The organism is Arthrobacter koreensis (assembly GCF_035792275.1).
Lineage (GTDB): Bacteria > Actinomycetota > Actinomycetes > Actinomycetales > Micrococcaceae > Arthrobacter_B > Arthrobacter_B koreensis_A.
Genome location: NZ_JAMWKK010000014.1, coordinates 111,605 through 127,155, shown reverse-complemented (window position 1 = coordinate 127,155; position 15,551 = coordinate 111,605). Strand labels below are relative to the sequence as shown.

The following is a 15,551-nucleotide window of genomic DNA, read 5'->3' as shown; positions in this document are numbered from 1 at the left end:
CCGGCCGGAGCCAGACGGGCATTACCGTGGGACATGAAGACCTCTTGGGTTCGGCTGTGTGTGGTAACCACCAAACCTAAGAGGTCTTCACCCTATTCACGTGTAACCAACGTGGTGTCTCAGTACAGCTAGCCCGCGGCCGGTGACACGAACTCGGCCAGGGCGGCCAGCTGCCCCAGCCGCGCTTCGGGCTGCAGGTACATCATGTGCCCCGCCTCGTAATAGTGGTGGGTGAACCGTGCACGGGCTGCTTCGGTCAGGCGCATGTGCGCCCAGACATACTCCGCCGCAAAGTGGGGCGTGGCGCCGTCGTAATAGCCGTAGTCCACGTGCACCCGCAGGCTCGGGTTGTGCGCCATCAGCCGCTCCAGGGTCTGGGTGACGTCGATCGGCACGCCCTCGAACTCCTTGTAGCTCCACGGCTGTACCCGGCCGGTCAGGACTTCGTACGGCAGGTCGTTTTCGTAGCCCAGCTCGGCGCGGACGTAGTGGTTGATCGCCGCGGCGTACGGACCGTTGATTACTGCCAGGCTGGGATCATCCCAGTTCACGGAGGCCTGCGGGTCTTCGGCAGGTGCGGTGAAGCGCCCGTCGATCCGGCCCACGGCCAGTTCCTGGTCACGGAGCAGTTCGGCGGAGAACTGCGAATAGTCCCAGCGCATGTTGGTGCGGCGGATGAACCCGGGGTCCAGGGTGGTGAGTTTCGCCAGCTGCTGTACGGCGGCGTCGTACTCTTCCGGGCTGAGCCGTGAACCCTGGCTGAGCGCATAGCCGTAGTCCCGGGCAGCGTAGTCCTCGGCCTCGCGGACCACATCCGCGAGTTCGCGGCCCGGATGCCGCCCGTGGAAATGTGCGATCGCCGCGTAGGTGGGCAGGTGCAGGGGGTACGGGGTGTCCACGCCGGGGGCGAACATGAGCGTGGACATGTTCAGGACGGTGGAAATCAGGCCGAGCCCGTTGACTGACATTCCGTAGGCATCAAAGAGACGGCCGGCGACGGCGACGGCGCGCAGGGTTCCGTAGGACTCGCCCACCAGGTACTTGGGGCTCAGCCAGCGGTTGTTGCGGGTGGTCCAGAGCCGTATCACCTCGGCCACCAGGTCCCGGTCCTGCTCGAAGGCGTGGAACTCGTCTGCGGTGTTGCCGTCCACGACGCGGGAGAACCCGGTGTTCACGGGGTCGATCATTACCAGGTCGGCGTGTTCCAGCAGGGTCTGCGGATTGTCTGCCAGGCCGTACGGCGGCGGAGTGAGGTTTCCGGCGTCGCCCGAATCCACCAGGCGCGGGCCAAGCAGGCCCAGGTGCAGCCATACGGAGGACGATCCCGGTCCGCCGTTGAAAGCGAAGACCACCGGCCGCGGGTTCGGCGAAGCAGCTGCCTGCACATCTGCGGTGTAGGCGGTCAGGAAGATCTCCGCCTTCGGCTTGAATCCCTCTGACTTGCCGTCGGACGTTTCCTCCCGCCGGAATACCACCCGTCCGGTGGTTGAGGTGTATGCCAGGCCGGAGGGCAGCCGGTGGCTGCGCTGCACCAGGTCGTCGGCTACTTTCGCAGAGCTGCCTGTGCCCTCGGGGGACTCGGAAGTCGGCACGGAACTCGTCTCGTCAGGCTGTGAAGGCATTCGTCCAGCCTAACCGCCAAAATCCCGGCTTGTGTCTCGGATCACAGCTGCTTTATAGTTCCACTAGTTCGCTATCAGAAACGAATGTTCAATTATCGAACACTCGGACTGTGGGTGAAGGGTGCAGGGCGGCAGGGGTGAGATCCATTCAGGGCTCCGCTGCACCCGCCACGCGGGCCTTGCCGTCCACTGAATGGGCTGGATTTCGGGGGCCTGCCTGATGCGTCTGTCCGGTTCACGAACCGTACGTCACATTCAGGAAATACTGTGTTGCCCGTCACAGATCAGGGTATCTTGAGGCGACAGGTGACCGACCGTTCTTTCAGTAATTTTCCCAGTCAAAAAAATAACGGAGTTTCAATGACTACAAAAAGTGCGTCTGCTGCGCCGTCCCAGCGGATGAGCCGGGAGGAACGCAAGGTACTTGCGGGCACCCTGGTTGGTACCACCATCGAGTGGTACGACTTCTTCATCTACGCCCAGGCTGCCGGCCTGGTGCTCGCCACCCTGTACTTCGCCCCGCTCGGCGAGGGCACCCCGCTGGCACAGGTTGTCGCCTGGGCCACGATCGGCATCAGCTTCCTCTTCCGTCCGCTGGGCGCCATTGTCGCCGGCCACCTGGGCGATAAGCTGGGCCGCAAGAAGATGCTGGTCTTCACCCTGATCATGATGGGTGCCGCCACAGCCCTGATCGGCGTCCTGCCGACCTATGCCCAGATCGGCGTCGCTGCTCCGATCCTGCTGCTGGTGCTGCGCATCCTGCAGGGCTTCTCCGCCGGCGGCGAGTGGGGCGGCGCTGCGCTGCTCTCAGTGGAGCATGCGCCCATCAACAAGCGCGGTTTCTTCGGTGCCTACCCGCAGATCGGCGTGCCGATCGGCATGATCCTCGCAACCTTCGTGATGTTCCTCCTTACCAGTTCGATGAGCGAAGAGGCTTTCCTGGAGTGGGGCTGGCGCGTGCCGTTCCTGCTCTCCGTGGTCCTGATCTTCGTGGGCTATTTCATCCGCCGCTCGGTCGATGAAAGCCCGGTCTTCAAGGAGATGCAGGAGCGCAAGAAGGACTCCTCCGCGCCGCTCGGCAAGCTCTTCAAGTACAACTCCCGCGAGGTCATCCTTGCCGCACTGATCTTCGTCGCCAACAACGCTGCCGGCTACCTCGTCATTGCGTTCTTCGCCTCCTACGCCGGCAAGGCGCTGGGCATGGAGCGTCCGGCGGTGCTGCTTGCCACTACCGCTGGCTCCTTCGGCTGGCTCATCTTCACGATGTACGGCGGCATTCTGTCGGACAAGATCGGCCGCGTGCGCACCTTCCAGATCGGCTACGCCTGGGTCTTCCTCTGGGCCATCCCGATGTTCCTGCTGATCGACACCGCCAACGTGTTCCTGTTCGGCCTGTCCATCTTCGTGCTGACCATCGGTCTGGGTCTCTCCTACGGCCCGCAGTCCGCGCTGTACGCCGAGATGTTCCCCGCCAGCATCCGCTACTCCGGCGTTTCCATCGGCTACGCCATCGGCGCGATCCTTGGCGGTGCATTCGCTCCGATGATCGCTCAGCTGCTGCTGGATGAGACCGGCTGGTCCGGCTCGATCGGCATCTACATCATGATCCTCTGCGTCATCTCCTTCGTCGCGGTGACCATGGTCAAGGAGACCAAGGGAGCTGACCTGGGCGTCGAGGAATCCCACCGGGCTCCTCAGCCCAAGTAACCCTCCTCTCCCCCCACGAAAAAGCAGAAGCTGCCCGTACGAAATTCGTACGGGCAGCTTCTGTCTTGTTGGGACGAGGCTCCGCTGCAGCAGCCGTCCGGCGGATTACCGTGCCGGCCGCCTGAGCAAACCACGGGGCGTGATAGACAAGGACGCTAGTGCCTGCACTGACGCGTGCGGCGCCAGGAACGGAATCCTTGGAAGATTGGACGGACGCACGATGCTCGGTACCTCCCGGAACACGCAGGAACGCACTGCCCGGTTTGGGTTCGCCTTCATTGGCGTCCTGCTGATCGCCGCCAACCTCCGGGTCTCCTTCGTCAGTGTTGGGCCGGTCCTCTCAAACATCAGCAGTGACGTGGAGCTCTCCACCACGGCCGCCGGGCTGCTGACCGGCCTGCCGCTCATTGCTTTCGCAGTTTTCTCTCCCATCGCGCCGGGGTTCGCGGTCCGGATGGGCCTTGACCGGGCCCTGTGGTTCTCCCTGCTTTTCCTTGCCGCGGGCATCGTGCTCCGCTCCCTGCCGGTCGCCGGGCTTATCTGGGCGGGTACGGCGCTGATCGGGCTGGGGGTCGCATTCCTGAATGTGCTGGTGCCCTCACTCGTAAAGCGGGACTTCCCGGTGAAGGTCAGCCAGGTTACCGGCAGCTATACGGCGGTGCAGGCGGGGATCGCTGCGGTTGGTGCGGCCCTGGTGGTTCCGGTGGCACACACCTCCCCGGCAGGCTGGCGCCTTGCCCTGGGGATCTGGGCAGGAATGGCGCTGATCGCGATGGCGGTTCTTCTGCCGTGGCTGCGCCGCAAGACATCCGTAACGGCTGTGACGGCGGCGTCCCCTCAGGACGCTTCCTACCGGTCACCCTGGGGTTCGGCTTTGGGCTGGCAGGTGACCCTGTTTATGGGACTGCAGTCGATCGCGTTCTACGTCCTGATGGGCTGGCTGCCCACCATCGAGCAGGACCACGGAGTGTCCGCCACTACCGCAGGCCTGCACCTGTCAATGTTCCTTCTCATCAACGTCTTCGCCAGCCTCGCGGCCGGCAGCCTGCTTCACCGGGGAACAGACCAGCGGCTGATCGCCTTCACCAGCGGCGCTTTGATGGTGGTGACGTTCCTCGGGCTGGCCGTGGCGCCCGCCGTCACTCTGCTGTGGGTGGTGATCGGCTCGGTGGGCTGCGGCAGTCTTATTGTCATCGCCCTGTCCCTGTTCAGCCTGCGGAGCGTGAATTACGCGCAGGCGGCGTCACTGTCCGGCATGGCGCAGTGCGTCGGCTACGGGCTGGGTGCGATGGGCCCGGTGCTGTTCGGTGCACTCCGGGAACTGAGCGGAGACTGGACGCTTCCGCTGGTGGTCACCGCAGGCATCATGGCAGTTCTCGCCATGATGGGCCTGCTTGCCGGGCGGGACCGTGTGATCAGCCCCGCCTGACCGGCTACCGGGTGAGGGTACCGATCTCGTTGCCGCCGCCGTCGTACACCTTGAGGGTGTCATCGGCGGGAACCGCAGTGGCTGCCGAAGCCAGCCACTGGTCGACATCCGGGCAGGCCATCATGGTCATGGCCACTTCCTGGAAGCGGACAGTGCCGTCTTCAAGGACCCAGCGTCCCATCAGCCGGTTGCACCCGTCGGTGCCGGTCAGCCGGCCGTCTTCGTGCAGCTCCAGGGACGGTTCGCGGGTGTTCTCCGGGTTGCCCCAAATCCCCTCGGGGGAGGACGCATCCGCTGCCGCGGACGACGACGGCGTGTCCCCGGCGCTTCCGGAATCATCGGGTGAGGCGCCGGGCGCGCCGGGATCCATGGCGCAGGCAGATACACCGAGCAGCAGCGCCAGGGTGAGGAGCGTAAACCGGGTGCGCATATCGAGGCCTCCTACAGCCAGTTGTTTCGCTTAAAAGCTGCGTACAGCAGGATGCCCAGCACCACCATCAGCGCCAGGGCCATCGGATAACCCAGCGGCCAGTCGAGCTCCGGCATGTTCTTGAAATTCATACCGTACACGGTTCCCACCAGGGTGGGAGCGAACAGGATTGCGGCCCAGGCGGAGATCTTCTTGGTCTGCTCGTTCTGGGCGATGGAAGTCTCTGCCAGCCGGTTCGAGGCCAGTGTGGAGCTGAGGGACAGTGCGTTGTCCAGCAGGGAACGGTAGGCGCTGATCCGGTCGATCAGCCGCAGCACGTGGTCCAGCACATCGCCGAGCCGGTCCTTGAGTTCAGGCGGCACGTCATACTTCTCCGGATTGCGCTGCAGTTCCCCCACTACGGTTTCCAGCGGGCTGATGGCACGCTGGCAGCCGATGACTTCACGCGACAGTTCGTAGATGCGCCGTGAGACTTCGCCGTCCCCGCCGAAGAGCTGGTCTTCGATCTCATCGATGTCGTTCTCGAGTCCGGCGGACACCGGCGCGTACTCGTCCACCACCTGGTCCAGGATGGCGTACAGCACCGCCTGCGGGCCGAGGGACAGCAGGTCCTGCTCGCGCTCCATCCGGGTCCGGACGCGCGCCAGGTCCGGAGACTCGGCGTGCCGGACGGTCACCACGAAGTTGGGCCCCACGAAGAGGTGCAGCTCACCGATTTCTACGCGTTCGACGTCGTCAAGGTAGCGGGCGGGCCGCAGCACCACAAAGAGCTGGTCCCCGTACTGTTCCAGCTTGGAGCGCTGGTGTCCGGCCAGGGCGTCCTCCACGATCAGCAGGTTCAGCCCGAATTCCTCGGCTACGGCCAGCAGCTCGATGTCATCCGGACGGTAGAGCCCAATCCAGGCCATGCCGCTCGTTTCCCGGGTGAGATCGAAGGTCTCCTCGAGGGTCTGCGGGCTGTGCAGGCGTTTGCCGTCCACATACACGGCGTTATCCACCAAAGTCACTGCTGCTCCTCACGCTGCCAAGCCTGCTTACCAGATGAGCCTACGTCGCTTGGCAGGCCGGGGCGGACATCCCTGCTCAGCCGGCTTCGATGACGTCCCGATTGCGGGGCAGCCACGGAGCGACCGTCTGCGGATGCCGGAACGCCAGCGGCAGGCCCCGGGCGCGCTCCCAGTCCATCGAATCGCAGGCTTGGACGTGGACGTGCGGTTCGGTGCTGTTGCCTGAGTTGCCGCATTCACCTAGCGGGGTGCCGGGCTGCACGGTGTCCCCGACGGCGACGGCGGTGGAGCCGCGGCGCAGGTGGGCCAGCAGGACGAACACAGCGCCGGGGCCGGACCCGGCGGCCAGCACCACATGGTTGCCGGCAATGCCTGCCGGTCCCTGCCGGACCCGTTCGCGCTGGGTAAGGGCATACGCGGCCAGTGCGAGCGGTGAGCGGCGCGCCTCATGGTCCGCTTCGCCGTCGTGCACTGCCGTCACTGTTCCGGAGACCGGGGCCAGTACCGGAGCGCCGAATCCGGTGAAAACACCGGGCGCCTCGGTGTGCAGGGCGGCACGCCACGACGGCGGCGCAGAGCGGCCGCGCGCATCCACCGCCACGAAGTCGATGGCGTAGGTAGTGGCGAACAGATGGGTTCCGTGGCTGGGCACGCGGTTGGCCGGGCTGTTCTGCACGGTACAGCGGCCCGTGAAGGGGAAGTCCAGCAGGATCGGGTCCATAGGCTCAGGGTAGGGCGTCAGCGGAGGTTAAACGACGGCGGGGCCGCCCCGAACCGGGACGGCCCCGCTGCCGGTGCCAGCGTGCGGTGCCTAGAAACGCACGCCGCGGAGGTACCTGTAGCCGACCTCTGCGGTCTGCAGGGGAGTGACGTCCGGCTGGTCGTTTTCGACGATGTATTCCTTGGGCTGGTGTGCCCTGAAGATGCGCGGGAAGTCGATGGTTCCGGCACCCAGGTCAGCAAAGTCCCCGTTCGGCTCGCGGTCCTTCACGTGGTACTGGAGGACTTCCTGCGGAGCTTCCTGGATTGTGTCGATGGCGAACTGGACCGGATCGGCAGCACCGACGCCGACACCGCCCGTGACAGCCCAGTACAGGTCCACTTCCAGATGGATCAGTTTGGGATCAAGGCGGCTGGTGAAGATGTCCCAGGGGGTGAGTCCGCCGCCAAGGTCCGTCGTGAACTCGTGCGCGTGGTTGTGGTAGCCGTACTTGAGTCCGGCCCGGCGCACGACGGCTGCTTCCGCGTTCATCTGGTCCGCCCAGCGGTACCAGTCGTCTGCGTTGTTCGATGCCAGGTACGGAACAACCATGTACGTCTGGCCGAGCGTGAGGGCGTTGGAAATCTTGGTCTGCAGGGCTTCCGGCGTAGCGCTGATTCCCTCGTGGCTGGAGGAAGCCCGGATTCCCAGGCGGTCCAGGGTCCGCTTCATGTCCTTGGCCGTGCGTCCGTACAGTCCGGCAAGTTCCACCCGGTTGTAGCCGTACTTGGCCAGCCGGGCGAAGTTCTTGTCAATCTCCGCGCCGTTCATGATGGAGCGCAGGGTGTACATCTGAATGCTGATCTGTCCCGGGGGAACCGGACGGTTGCCCTTGTGGCCGGGCTTGCCGTGGTGGTCGGGCTTACCCGGCTTGCCGTTCTTGCCCGGGTGCGCCACTGCAGGTGCAGCGCCGAGTCCTGCGAGGCCGACGCCGACGCCGGCGGCAAACGCCCCGCGGATGAAATTGCGCCGGTCAACACCCTTCTTTTCAAGAGAACGGTTAAGCGCACCTGTTGCGTCAAATCCGAAGCACATACTGTTGCCTTCCTGACAGTTGGACGCATTCTTCGCTGCCTTCGTCGGCATTGGCGAAAACGCGTGCGGGGTCACTGGGGAATTCACTGGGATGAATCGGATAGCTCATCGTCGCCGGCGGGCTATCCACGTTGATCAGCACCAGCATTTAGGTAGATATGTTCGTTTTGTTGTCTGAAACCACTACCAGGCGCCCGGGCGTACCTTGAGGCTTAGGTCAGGAAAGCGTGCCTGCTGTCCGTCGTTTCCCCTGTAGGTTGCGAGTGTGAAACAAGAGCGGTGACTGGAAATGAGTCCGTCGCATGAGGCTATGGCGGACTTTTGGTGCCTGTCAAGCAAAAGTCGCCGACAGGGGAGATTAAGTTCGGTTGTGCGCCCGGTCAGGCATGGCTCAGGCCGGAAACCATGGCGTCAATCCGCTGGGGAGACATTGCATGGTGGATGGCCAGCATGCTGGCCCCCAGCACTCCGGCGTCGAGGCCGGAGCTGGAGTGGACAATCTGCAGGTGCTGGGTGGCAAGCGGAATGGTGCGCGAGTAGACGGTTTCCCGGATGCCGGCGATGAAGTGCTCACCGGTCAGCGCCATGGATCCGCCAATGACAATCACCGAAGGGTTAATCAGGCTGATGCAGGCGGAGAGGACATCACCGACGTCGCGCCCGGCCTGGCGGACGGCGTGGATGGCTTCGGTGCTTCCTGCCCTGACAAGCTCCACGACATCTTCGCTGCCGCTGGCCTCGAGCCCCAGCCGCCGCAGCTTGGCGGCGATGGCCGGCCCGGAGGCAATGGCTTCCAGGCAGTCCGTGTTGCCGCAGTGGCAGGGCACTCCGGTGCCCCCGTGTACCCGGATGTGCCCAATATCCCCGGCAACACCGTCTGCCCCGCGCTGCAGCATCCCGCTGGAGACGATGCCGGATCCGATTCCGGTGGCAACCTTGACGAACAGCAGGTCATCCACTTCCGGCCAGGCCATGTTGCGCTCGCCCAGGGCCATGATGTTCACGTCGTTGTCGACCAGCACGGGAACGTGGAACTTTGACTGCAGGAAACCAGGCACGTCGTAGGCGTTCCAGCCCGGCATGATGGGTGGATTGATGGGCCGTCCGGTGCGGTGTTCCACGGGGCCGGGGAGCCCGATTCCAACCGCGAGGAGGTCTTCGGGTGACCGCCCGGTGGCTGAGAGCAGCTCCGAGCCGATCTCCACGACGGCTTCGAGGACGGCCTCCGGTCCAAGGGTGATTTCCATGGCCCGCGCGGACTGGGACAGCAAATGCCCGGTCAGGTCGGTGACGGCCACCTGAAGGTGTGATGCCCCAATGTCCACGCCCAGCACAACCCGGCTGCCGGCCTTCAGGGCGATGCGTGAGGAGGGACGGCCGCCGGTGGAGACGGCGTCCTGGACAAACCCGACGAGCCCGAGGTCCATGAGCGCTTCGATCCGGAGAGTGACTGTTGAACGAGCCAGCCCCATCTGCTCGGCCAGCTCGGATCTTGTCCGGGGCCTGCCGTCGCGAAGGATCTGGAAGAGCTCGCTTGCTCCGGAAGAGGCCAGCCCGCTGACGTTACTTATGTCACTCACCGACTCATTACAGCACAGATGGCGACGCAACTATTGACTTCGATTACTCCGCGTGCCATGGGCCACCTGGTTCAGTTTGGTGCGCCCCCAGCGATCCCGCGAGCCAGAGGCGCTGGGGATAATCACAACTCCCGCGCTGGATTGTAAACATTCGACTGAACGACGGTACCGCTAAGCGCAGATATATCGGAATACCTCATAAGTGCGTTGTTGCCTGACATTACCTATGTTAGGTTCCCTGTGACGGGCGTCTCACCCGAAGGTTTCGGATCCAGGGTCAGACGCAGGCCCGCCGACGGTTCGCAAAGCTTCGAGGAGGAAGTTTGATCAGGGACACCCATGAGGGACTGGACGCCGAGCCGGGCGGTGGAGCCGTTCCCGGCGGCTCGCCTGGGCGCGGCAGTTACGGAAAGACCGGCATCTGGCTCATCGGAGCCCGGGGATCAGTGGCCACGACGGCGGTGACGGGCCTGGCAGCTTTCGCAGCCCGGATGGCGAAACCAGTTGGCTGCGTTACCGAACAGGAGGCCTTCCACGGTGTCCACCTGCCGGACTACGCAGACCTGGTGGCAGGCGGCCACGACATCAGCGGTGTCTCGATTCTCAAACGGGCCGAGAAGCTCGCCGAGACCGGGATGATTCCCGGCCACCTGCTTGAACCGGTCCGGTCCCAGCTCCAGGAAACCGACGGACGGGTGCGCCCCGGCTACGATCCCGCCGGTGCCCCGGAACCGCAGTCCGCAGCGATCAGGCGCCTGTCCGGAGACATACTCGCGTTCAAGGAAGCGAACGGGCTGCGCCGGGTGATCGTACTGGACGTCGCCTCCACGGAAGCGCCGCCGGCCCGGCTCGAAGAATACGGCGATTCCGGCCTCCTGCAGGCAGCCCTCGACGATCCCGAACGCGCAGTGCTGCCCGCCAGCTCGGTAGCTGCCTGCGCCGCAGTCCTGGCCGGGTCTCCCTATATATGCTTCACGCCGTCGACTGCCCTCAACATTCCAGCCGTCTATGAGCTCGCCGGAGCCGCAGGCGTTCCCACCGCGGGGCAGGACGGCAAGACGGGGCAGACCTGGCTGCGCTCGGTACTGGCTCCGGCACTGTCTGCACGCGGACTTCAGGTCCTTTCCTGGGCCGGCACCAATCTGCTGGGCGGAGGGGACGGAGCCACCCTCGCTGACAGCCGGGCCGTCTCCGGCAAGCTGCTTTCGAAGAACCGCGGCCTCCGGGAACTTACCGGGGGCGCGGTTACCCCGCTGCACATCGACAACGTGCCGGACCTGGGTGAGACCAAGGTCGCCTGGGACCACATTCATGTGGAAGGGTTCCTGGGCTCCCGGCTGACCATCCAGACAACCTGGACGGCCTACGACTCAATGCTGGCAGCACCCATGATCCTGGACCTCGCCCGCCTGATGGCGCTCGCGGACGCGGCCGGAGAGACAGGCCATATTGGTGCCCTGGGGTTCTTCTTCAAGGATCCCTGGGGCAGCGAGGAGCACTCCTTCGCACAGCAGGCAGAGAACCTGGTGCGGTGGGCACACGAAGCCAGCAGCAGGCTCACCGCCGCGAAGGGGAGTGGTCAGCCGTGAGCGTGGCCGGTGATTACCTGGAGCTGGTCAGGGCCCCTGCCGTCCTGACGGTGCTTGGGGATTCCCTTGCCGGGGGCGCTGCAGCCGGGCGGTCCCTTGGCGGCCGGCGCGTGCTGATGCCGCTGGCCAGCGCATGCCTGTACGCAGGCGGAATGGCCCTGAACGACTACGCGGACAGGGAGCTCGACGCCGATGAACGTCCCGAGCGGCCCATTCCTTCCGGCCGGATCAGCGCCCGGAACGCGCTGGCAGCCGCGTCTGCCCTCACGGCGGCGGGACTTGGCCTGTGTGCCGTGGCCGGCGGCCGCAGCGCCCTGGCCGTGGGAGTTCCCCTTGCCGTCTCAATCTGGACGTATGACCTGGTGGCCAAGGACCATGCCGTGCCGGGCGCGGTCTCCATGGGAACCTGCCGCGCCCTTGATGTCCTGATGGGTGCCGGTGCCGGACATATTCGGCCCGCACTCGGAGCCGCAGGAATCATGGGCGGCCACACGGTAGCCGTAACCCTCCTGTCCCGCGGAGAGGTCAACGGCACGGACGCCGCCACCGCAGCCGGCACCGCAGCGGCCACCGGCGTCCTGACCGCATCAGTTGTTGCCGGAACGCCGGGTCCGCCGGCCAGGACCCTCGCGGTCCTTGGTGCAGCAGCCGCGTATGCCCTGCGGTGCGCACCCGCCCAGATCGAGGCAGCGCGCAACCCCGTGGCCGGCAATGCATTGAAGGCAACGAAGGCAGGCATCCGGGCGATGGTGCCGCTTCAGGCGGCGCTCGCCCTGCGCCACGGGCATCCGGTGGCTGCAGGCGCGCTGATCGGAGTGGACATCCTGGGCAGGATTATCCGGTCCCGCCCCCGCGCCAGGAGAGTGAGCGAGTCATGACCACCACACCGTCTGCGCCCCCGTTCAGCATCGGGTACGGCACCAACGGGTTCACGGACCATCCGCTGCCGGACGCACTGGATCTGCTGCACGAAGCCGGGTACGGCGCCCTGGCCCTCACCCTCGGCCATCCGCACCTGGACCCGTTTGCCCCGGATTTGGAGGCCCGGCTCGCCCGGCTGCGCAGCAGGCTCGAGGAGCTGGATCTCCGGGTGGTGATCGAAACCGGTACCCGTTTCCTCCTGAACCCCCGGGAAAAGCACCGGCCGGCGCTGGTTGATGACGACGCCGCTGTCCGCGTCGATTTCCTGCACCGCGCAGTGGATATCGCGGCCGCGCTGAATGCCGAATGCGTGTCCTTCTTTTCCGGCATCCTGCCTCCCGGAACCAGCACTGAGACCGGCTGGCACCGCCTCGAAAAGCGCGTGGCCGAGGTGCTGGCCCACGCCGCGGAGAAAGGTGTCCTGCTGGCGGTTGAACCGGAGCCCGGGATGTTCGTGGAGACTGTCGCGGATGCGCTCGAACTCCGGTCCCGGCTCGGCAAGCCGGAAGGGCTCCGGCTGACCGTGGACATAGGCCACTGCGTGGTGGTGGAACCGGGCGGGATCCGGGGTGCACTGCTGGAGGCCGGGCCGCTGCTGGCCAACGTCCAGCTCGACGACATGCGGTCCACCGCCCATGAGCATCTTCCGTTCGGCGAGGGGGAAGTCGATCTGCCGCTGGCCCTGGCCACCCTCGCGGAACTGGATTACCGCGGAGTGGCCGCCGTCGAGCTTCCCCGGCATTCCTTTGACGCGCCGGGTCTGGCCGTCCGCAGCATGGCTGCACTGCAGGGCGCCTGGCAGGACGTGCAGGCAGAACGCGCCGTCGAACAGTGGCTGCAGCAGGCAGTGACCCGGGTTGCCGCGGATCCCGGCTCCCTGCCGGCAGTCTTCGCGTCGGCCGGGCGGAGTGTGGGCCGCAGCCCGCTGCGCCCGGACGCCGATCCGACAGCGGTGCTCCACGGCACCTGGAGCGACTACGCCCGCGCCGAGTTCCTACGGCGGCTGGCGGGATTCCTGACTCCGCAGGAACTAGCCGGGACCCTGGCAGCGCTCTACAGCGGCGGAGACTCCGCGGAGCGCAGGGGCGTGCTCAGGGGGCTCGGGGCACTGGCCAGCCACACGCCCGGCCTTCCGGCACCTGTGGTCGCGGCTGGCCTGCAGGTGACGGCGGAAGCGCTCCGGACCAACGAGACCGGCCTGGTCGCAGCCGCCGCCGGGCCCTTCGCCGCCGCCCATCTGGACCAGCACAACTGGCGGCACGCAGTCCTCAAACTCATCTTCATGGGGGTCAGCATTGCTGCAGTCACCGACCTGACTGACCGTGCAGACGACGAACTCGCCCGCATGGCTGCCGATTTTGCTGCTGAGCGGCGGGCCGCGGGCCGCCCGGTACCGGACGACGTCGGCCTCCTGCTGAGCAGCGCAGCCACCCCCTCCACAGTCCTGAAGGAGTCCCAGCCATGAGAATCTTCGACCCCCACATCCATATGACCAGCCGCACGACCGACGACTACGCGGCAATGTATGAAGCCGGCGTCCGTGCCCTGGTTGAGCCGGCCTTCTGGCTGGGACAGCCGCGGACCAGTGTTGGATCCTTCATCGACTACTTCGACGCGCTTCTGGGCTGGGAGCGGTTCCGGGCAGCGCAGTACGGGATCCGGCACCACGCCACCATCGCCCTGAACCCCAAGGAAGCAAACGATCCCAGGTGCGTGCCGGTCCTGGAGGAGATTCCGCGCTACCTGGCGAAGGAAGGTGTGGTGGCCGTTGGCGAGATCGGCTTCGATTCAATGACTCCGGCAGAGGACAAGGCGTTCAGCCGGCAGCTGGAGCTGGCTGCCGAATACAACCTTCCGGCGCTGGTGCACACTCCGCACCGGGAAAAACTCCGGGGCACGGAGCGGACCCTGGACATTGTCCGGGAGTCGGACCTTGACCCGTCCATGGTGGTGGTCGACCACCTCAACGAGACCAACGTGTCCATGGTGAAGGATGCGGGTGCCTGGATGGGGTTCTCGATTTACCCGGACACCAAGATGGACGAGGAACGCCTGGTCGCCATCCTGCACGAGTACGGAACTGCCCGGGTGCTGGTCAATTCGGCAGCAGACTGGGGCAAGTCAGATCCACTCAAGACGGCGAGCACAGCGCAGGCCATGCTCGCCGGCGGATTCACGGAAGACGACGTCGACCGCGTCCTGTGGCAGAACCCGGTGGACTTCTACGGTCAAAGCGGTGCGCTGATCCTCGATCCGATCCCGGGCTTCGACGACGCGGAACTCGGCGGAGCCGGAGCAACGTTCGAGGGCAATTCACTGCTGCGGGGGGCCCGGGCCTGATGCAGCTTTCCTACTGCACCAACGTGCATCCGGCGGAGGACCTGGACGGGGTCATCCGGCAGCTCCGCGATTACGCCGGTCCGGTCCGCCGCCGTGCGGGACTGGACGTCCTGGGCGTGGGGCTCTGGCTGCCGGCCGGGCTGGCCGGCCGGCTGGCACGCAGCGACGCGGATCTGGCACTGCTGCGGGAGGTCCTCGCCGAGCAGGGGCTGCAAATCCACACCCTGAACGCGTTTCCCTACGGCGGGTTCCACAACGAGGTAGTCAAGACCGACGTCTACCTCCCCACCTGGGCGCAGCGCGAGCGGCTGCAGTACACGCTGGAGTGCGCCAGTGTCCTTGCCGGGCTGCTTCCCGACGGCGTTCCCGGGTCCATCTCCACACTGCCGCTGGCCTGGCGCACCCCCTGGAGCAGGGACGACGATGATGCCGCCGTCCGGGCGTTCGCCGAGCTGTCCGAAGGCCTCCGGACGCTGAAGGAGTGCACCGGCAAAACGGTCCGGATCGCCGTGGAACCGGAACCGGGCTGTGTTCTGGACACCGTCTCCGATGTCACGGCCTGGCTCGCGGCGGGGGTCTCCCGGGGCATCGACCCCGATTACATCGGTCTGTGCGTCGACACCTGCCACCTGGCAGTTTCCTTCGCGGACCCTGCTGCGGCAATCCGGGGCGTCGGGGCAGCGGGCCTGCGCGTCGTGAAGATCCAGGCCTCGGCGGCACTGCACGTGTCCGCGCCCGCCGGAAAAACGGCCCGCCGCGCGCTCGAAGCGTTCGCGGAGCCGAGGTACCTGCACCAGGTGAGGGAACTGGAGCCCGACGGAACGGTCCTGACGGCGGACGACCTGCCGCAGGCCCTCGGTGAGCTCCCGGGCAGGGGACCATGGCGGATCCATTTCCACATGCCGCTGCACCTGGTGCCGGCGCCGCCGCTGGAGACGACGGCAGCTGTGCTCGAAGCAGCCGTGGCCGAAGCCGGCACCCTGCCGTACGCGGAGGAAGTGCACCTGGACATCGAAACCTACACCTGGAGCGTCCTGCCCGGGAAACACACTGACCTCGTCGAAGGGATAGCCGGGGAGATCGCCTGGGCCCAGTCCCGTCTGCTGGCCCACGCCTCGTCCTGAGCCGCGT

The 15,551-nt window shown here is 65.9% G+C and carries 13 protein-coding genes; 7 read left to right on the top strand and 6 right to left on the bottom strand.

Annotated elements, in window-relative coordinates:
- Positions 1 to 128: 128 nt before the first annotated feature.
- Complete coding sequence (locus tag NGB94_RS14055; RefSeq protein WP_325791297.1) at positions 129 to 1,622, bottom strand: S10 family peptidase; 1,494 nt, start codon at positions 1,620 to 1,622, stop codon at positions 129 to 131.
- 360 nt (positions 1,623 to 1,982) lie between these two features.
- Here NGB94_RS14055 and NGB94_RS14050 point away from each other — a divergent pair, with 360 nt between their 5' ends.
- A complete protein-coding gene (locus NGB94_RS14050; RefSeq protein WP_325791296.1) occupies positions 1,983 to 3,329 on the top strand; it encodes an MFS transporter in 1,347 nt (448 codons plus the stop codon).
- A 205-nt stretch (positions 3,330 to 3,534) separates the two neighbouring features.
- Positions 3,535 to 4,758, top strand: a complete 1,224-nt coding sequence (locus tag NGB94_RS14045; protein ID WP_325791295.1) for an MFS transporter — start codon at positions 3,535 to 3,537, stop codon at positions 4,756 to 4,758.
- Positions 4,759 to 4,762: 4 nt separating this feature from the next.
- Here the strand turns inward: NGB94_RS14045 and NGB94_RS14040 are convergent, their stop codons facing one another.
- The 5 genes from NGB94_RS14040 to NGB94_RS14020 all read right to left on the bottom strand — a co-directional run bounded on the left by NGB94_RS14040 (position 4,763) and on the right by NGB94_RS14020 (position 9,570).
- A complete protein-coding gene (locus tag NGB94_RS14040) occupies positions 4,763 to 5,188 on the bottom strand; it encodes an META domain-containing protein (RefSeq protein ID WP_325791294.1) in 426 nt (141 codons plus the stop codon).
- Positions 5,189 to 5,199: 11 nt separating this feature from the next.
- Positions 5,200 to 6,195 carry a magnesium/cobalt transporter CorA gene (gene corA / locus NGB94_RS14035; protein WP_325791293.1) on the bottom strand — a complete coding sequence of 332 codons (996 nt, stop codon included), beginning with the start codon at positions 6,193 to 6,195 and terminating at the stop codon, positions 5,200 to 5,202.
- Positions 6,196 to 6,271: 76 nt separating this feature from the next.
- Positions 6,272 to 6,916 (bottom strand): M23 family metallopeptidase, encoded by a 645-nt coding sequence (locus NGB94_RS14030; RefSeq protein ID WP_325791292.1) that lies wholly within the window; start codon positions 6,914 to 6,916, stop codon positions 6,272 to 6,274.
- A 90-nt stretch (positions 6,917 to 7,006) separates the two neighbouring features.
- Positions 7,007 to 7,990: a sugar phosphate isomerase/epimerase gene (locus tag NGB94_RS14025; RefSeq protein WP_325791291.1), complete on the bottom strand. Its 984-nt coding sequence runs from the start codon at positions 7,988 to 7,990 to the stop codon at positions 7,007 to 7,009.
- Between the two features lie 380 nt (positions 7,991 to 8,370).
- Positions 8,371 to 9,570: an ROK family transcriptional regulator gene (locus NGB94_RS14020; RefSeq protein ID WP_325791290.1), complete on the bottom strand. Its 1,200-nt coding sequence runs from the start codon at positions 9,568 to 9,570 to the stop codon at positions 8,371 to 8,373.
- A 323-nt stretch (positions 9,571 to 9,893) separates the two neighbouring features.
- Between NGB94_RS14020 and NGB94_RS14015 the strand changes: the two genes are divergently transcribed.
- From NGB94_RS14015 to eboE, 5 genes are read left to right on the top strand one after another with little or no spacing between them, the layout of a single operon-like run.
- Positions 9,894 to 11,159: an inositol-3-phosphate synthase gene (locus NGB94_RS14015; RefSeq protein WP_325791289.1), complete on the top strand. Its 1,266-nt coding sequence runs from the start codon at positions 9,894 to 9,896 to the stop codon at positions 11,157 to 11,159.
- Entirely contained in the window at positions 11,102 to 12,037 is a 936-nt protein-coding gene (locus NGB94_RS14010; protein ID WP_325791288.1) for an SCO3242 family prenyltransferase, read from the top strand. The genes NGB94_RS14015 and NGB94_RS14010 overlap by 58 nt, the downstream gene beginning before the upstream one ends.
- On the top strand, positions 12,034 to 13,545 hold the full coding sequence (locus NGB94_RS14005; RefSeq protein WP_325791287.1) for an EboA domain-containing protein: 1,512 nt from the start codon (positions 12,034 to 12,036) through the stop codon (positions 13,543 to 13,545). Before NGB94_RS14010 ends, NGB94_RS14005 begins: the two co-directional genes overlap by 4 nt.
- On the top strand, positions 13,542 to 14,420 hold the full coding sequence (locus tag NGB94_RS14000) for a TatD family hydrolase (RefSeq protein ID WP_325791286.1): 879 nt from the start codon (positions 13,542 to 13,544) through the stop codon (positions 14,418 to 14,420). The genes NGB94_RS14005 and NGB94_RS14000 overlap by 4 nt, the downstream gene beginning before the upstream one ends.
- Positions 14,420 to 15,544, top strand: a complete 1,125-nt coding sequence (eboE, locus tag NGB94_RS13995) for a metabolite traffic protein EboE (RefSeq protein WP_325791285.1) — start codon at positions 14,420 to 14,422, stop codon at positions 15,542 to 15,544. Before NGB94_RS14000 ends, eboE begins: the two co-directional genes overlap by 1 nt.
- Positions 15,545 to 15,551: the final 7 nt, after the last annotated feature.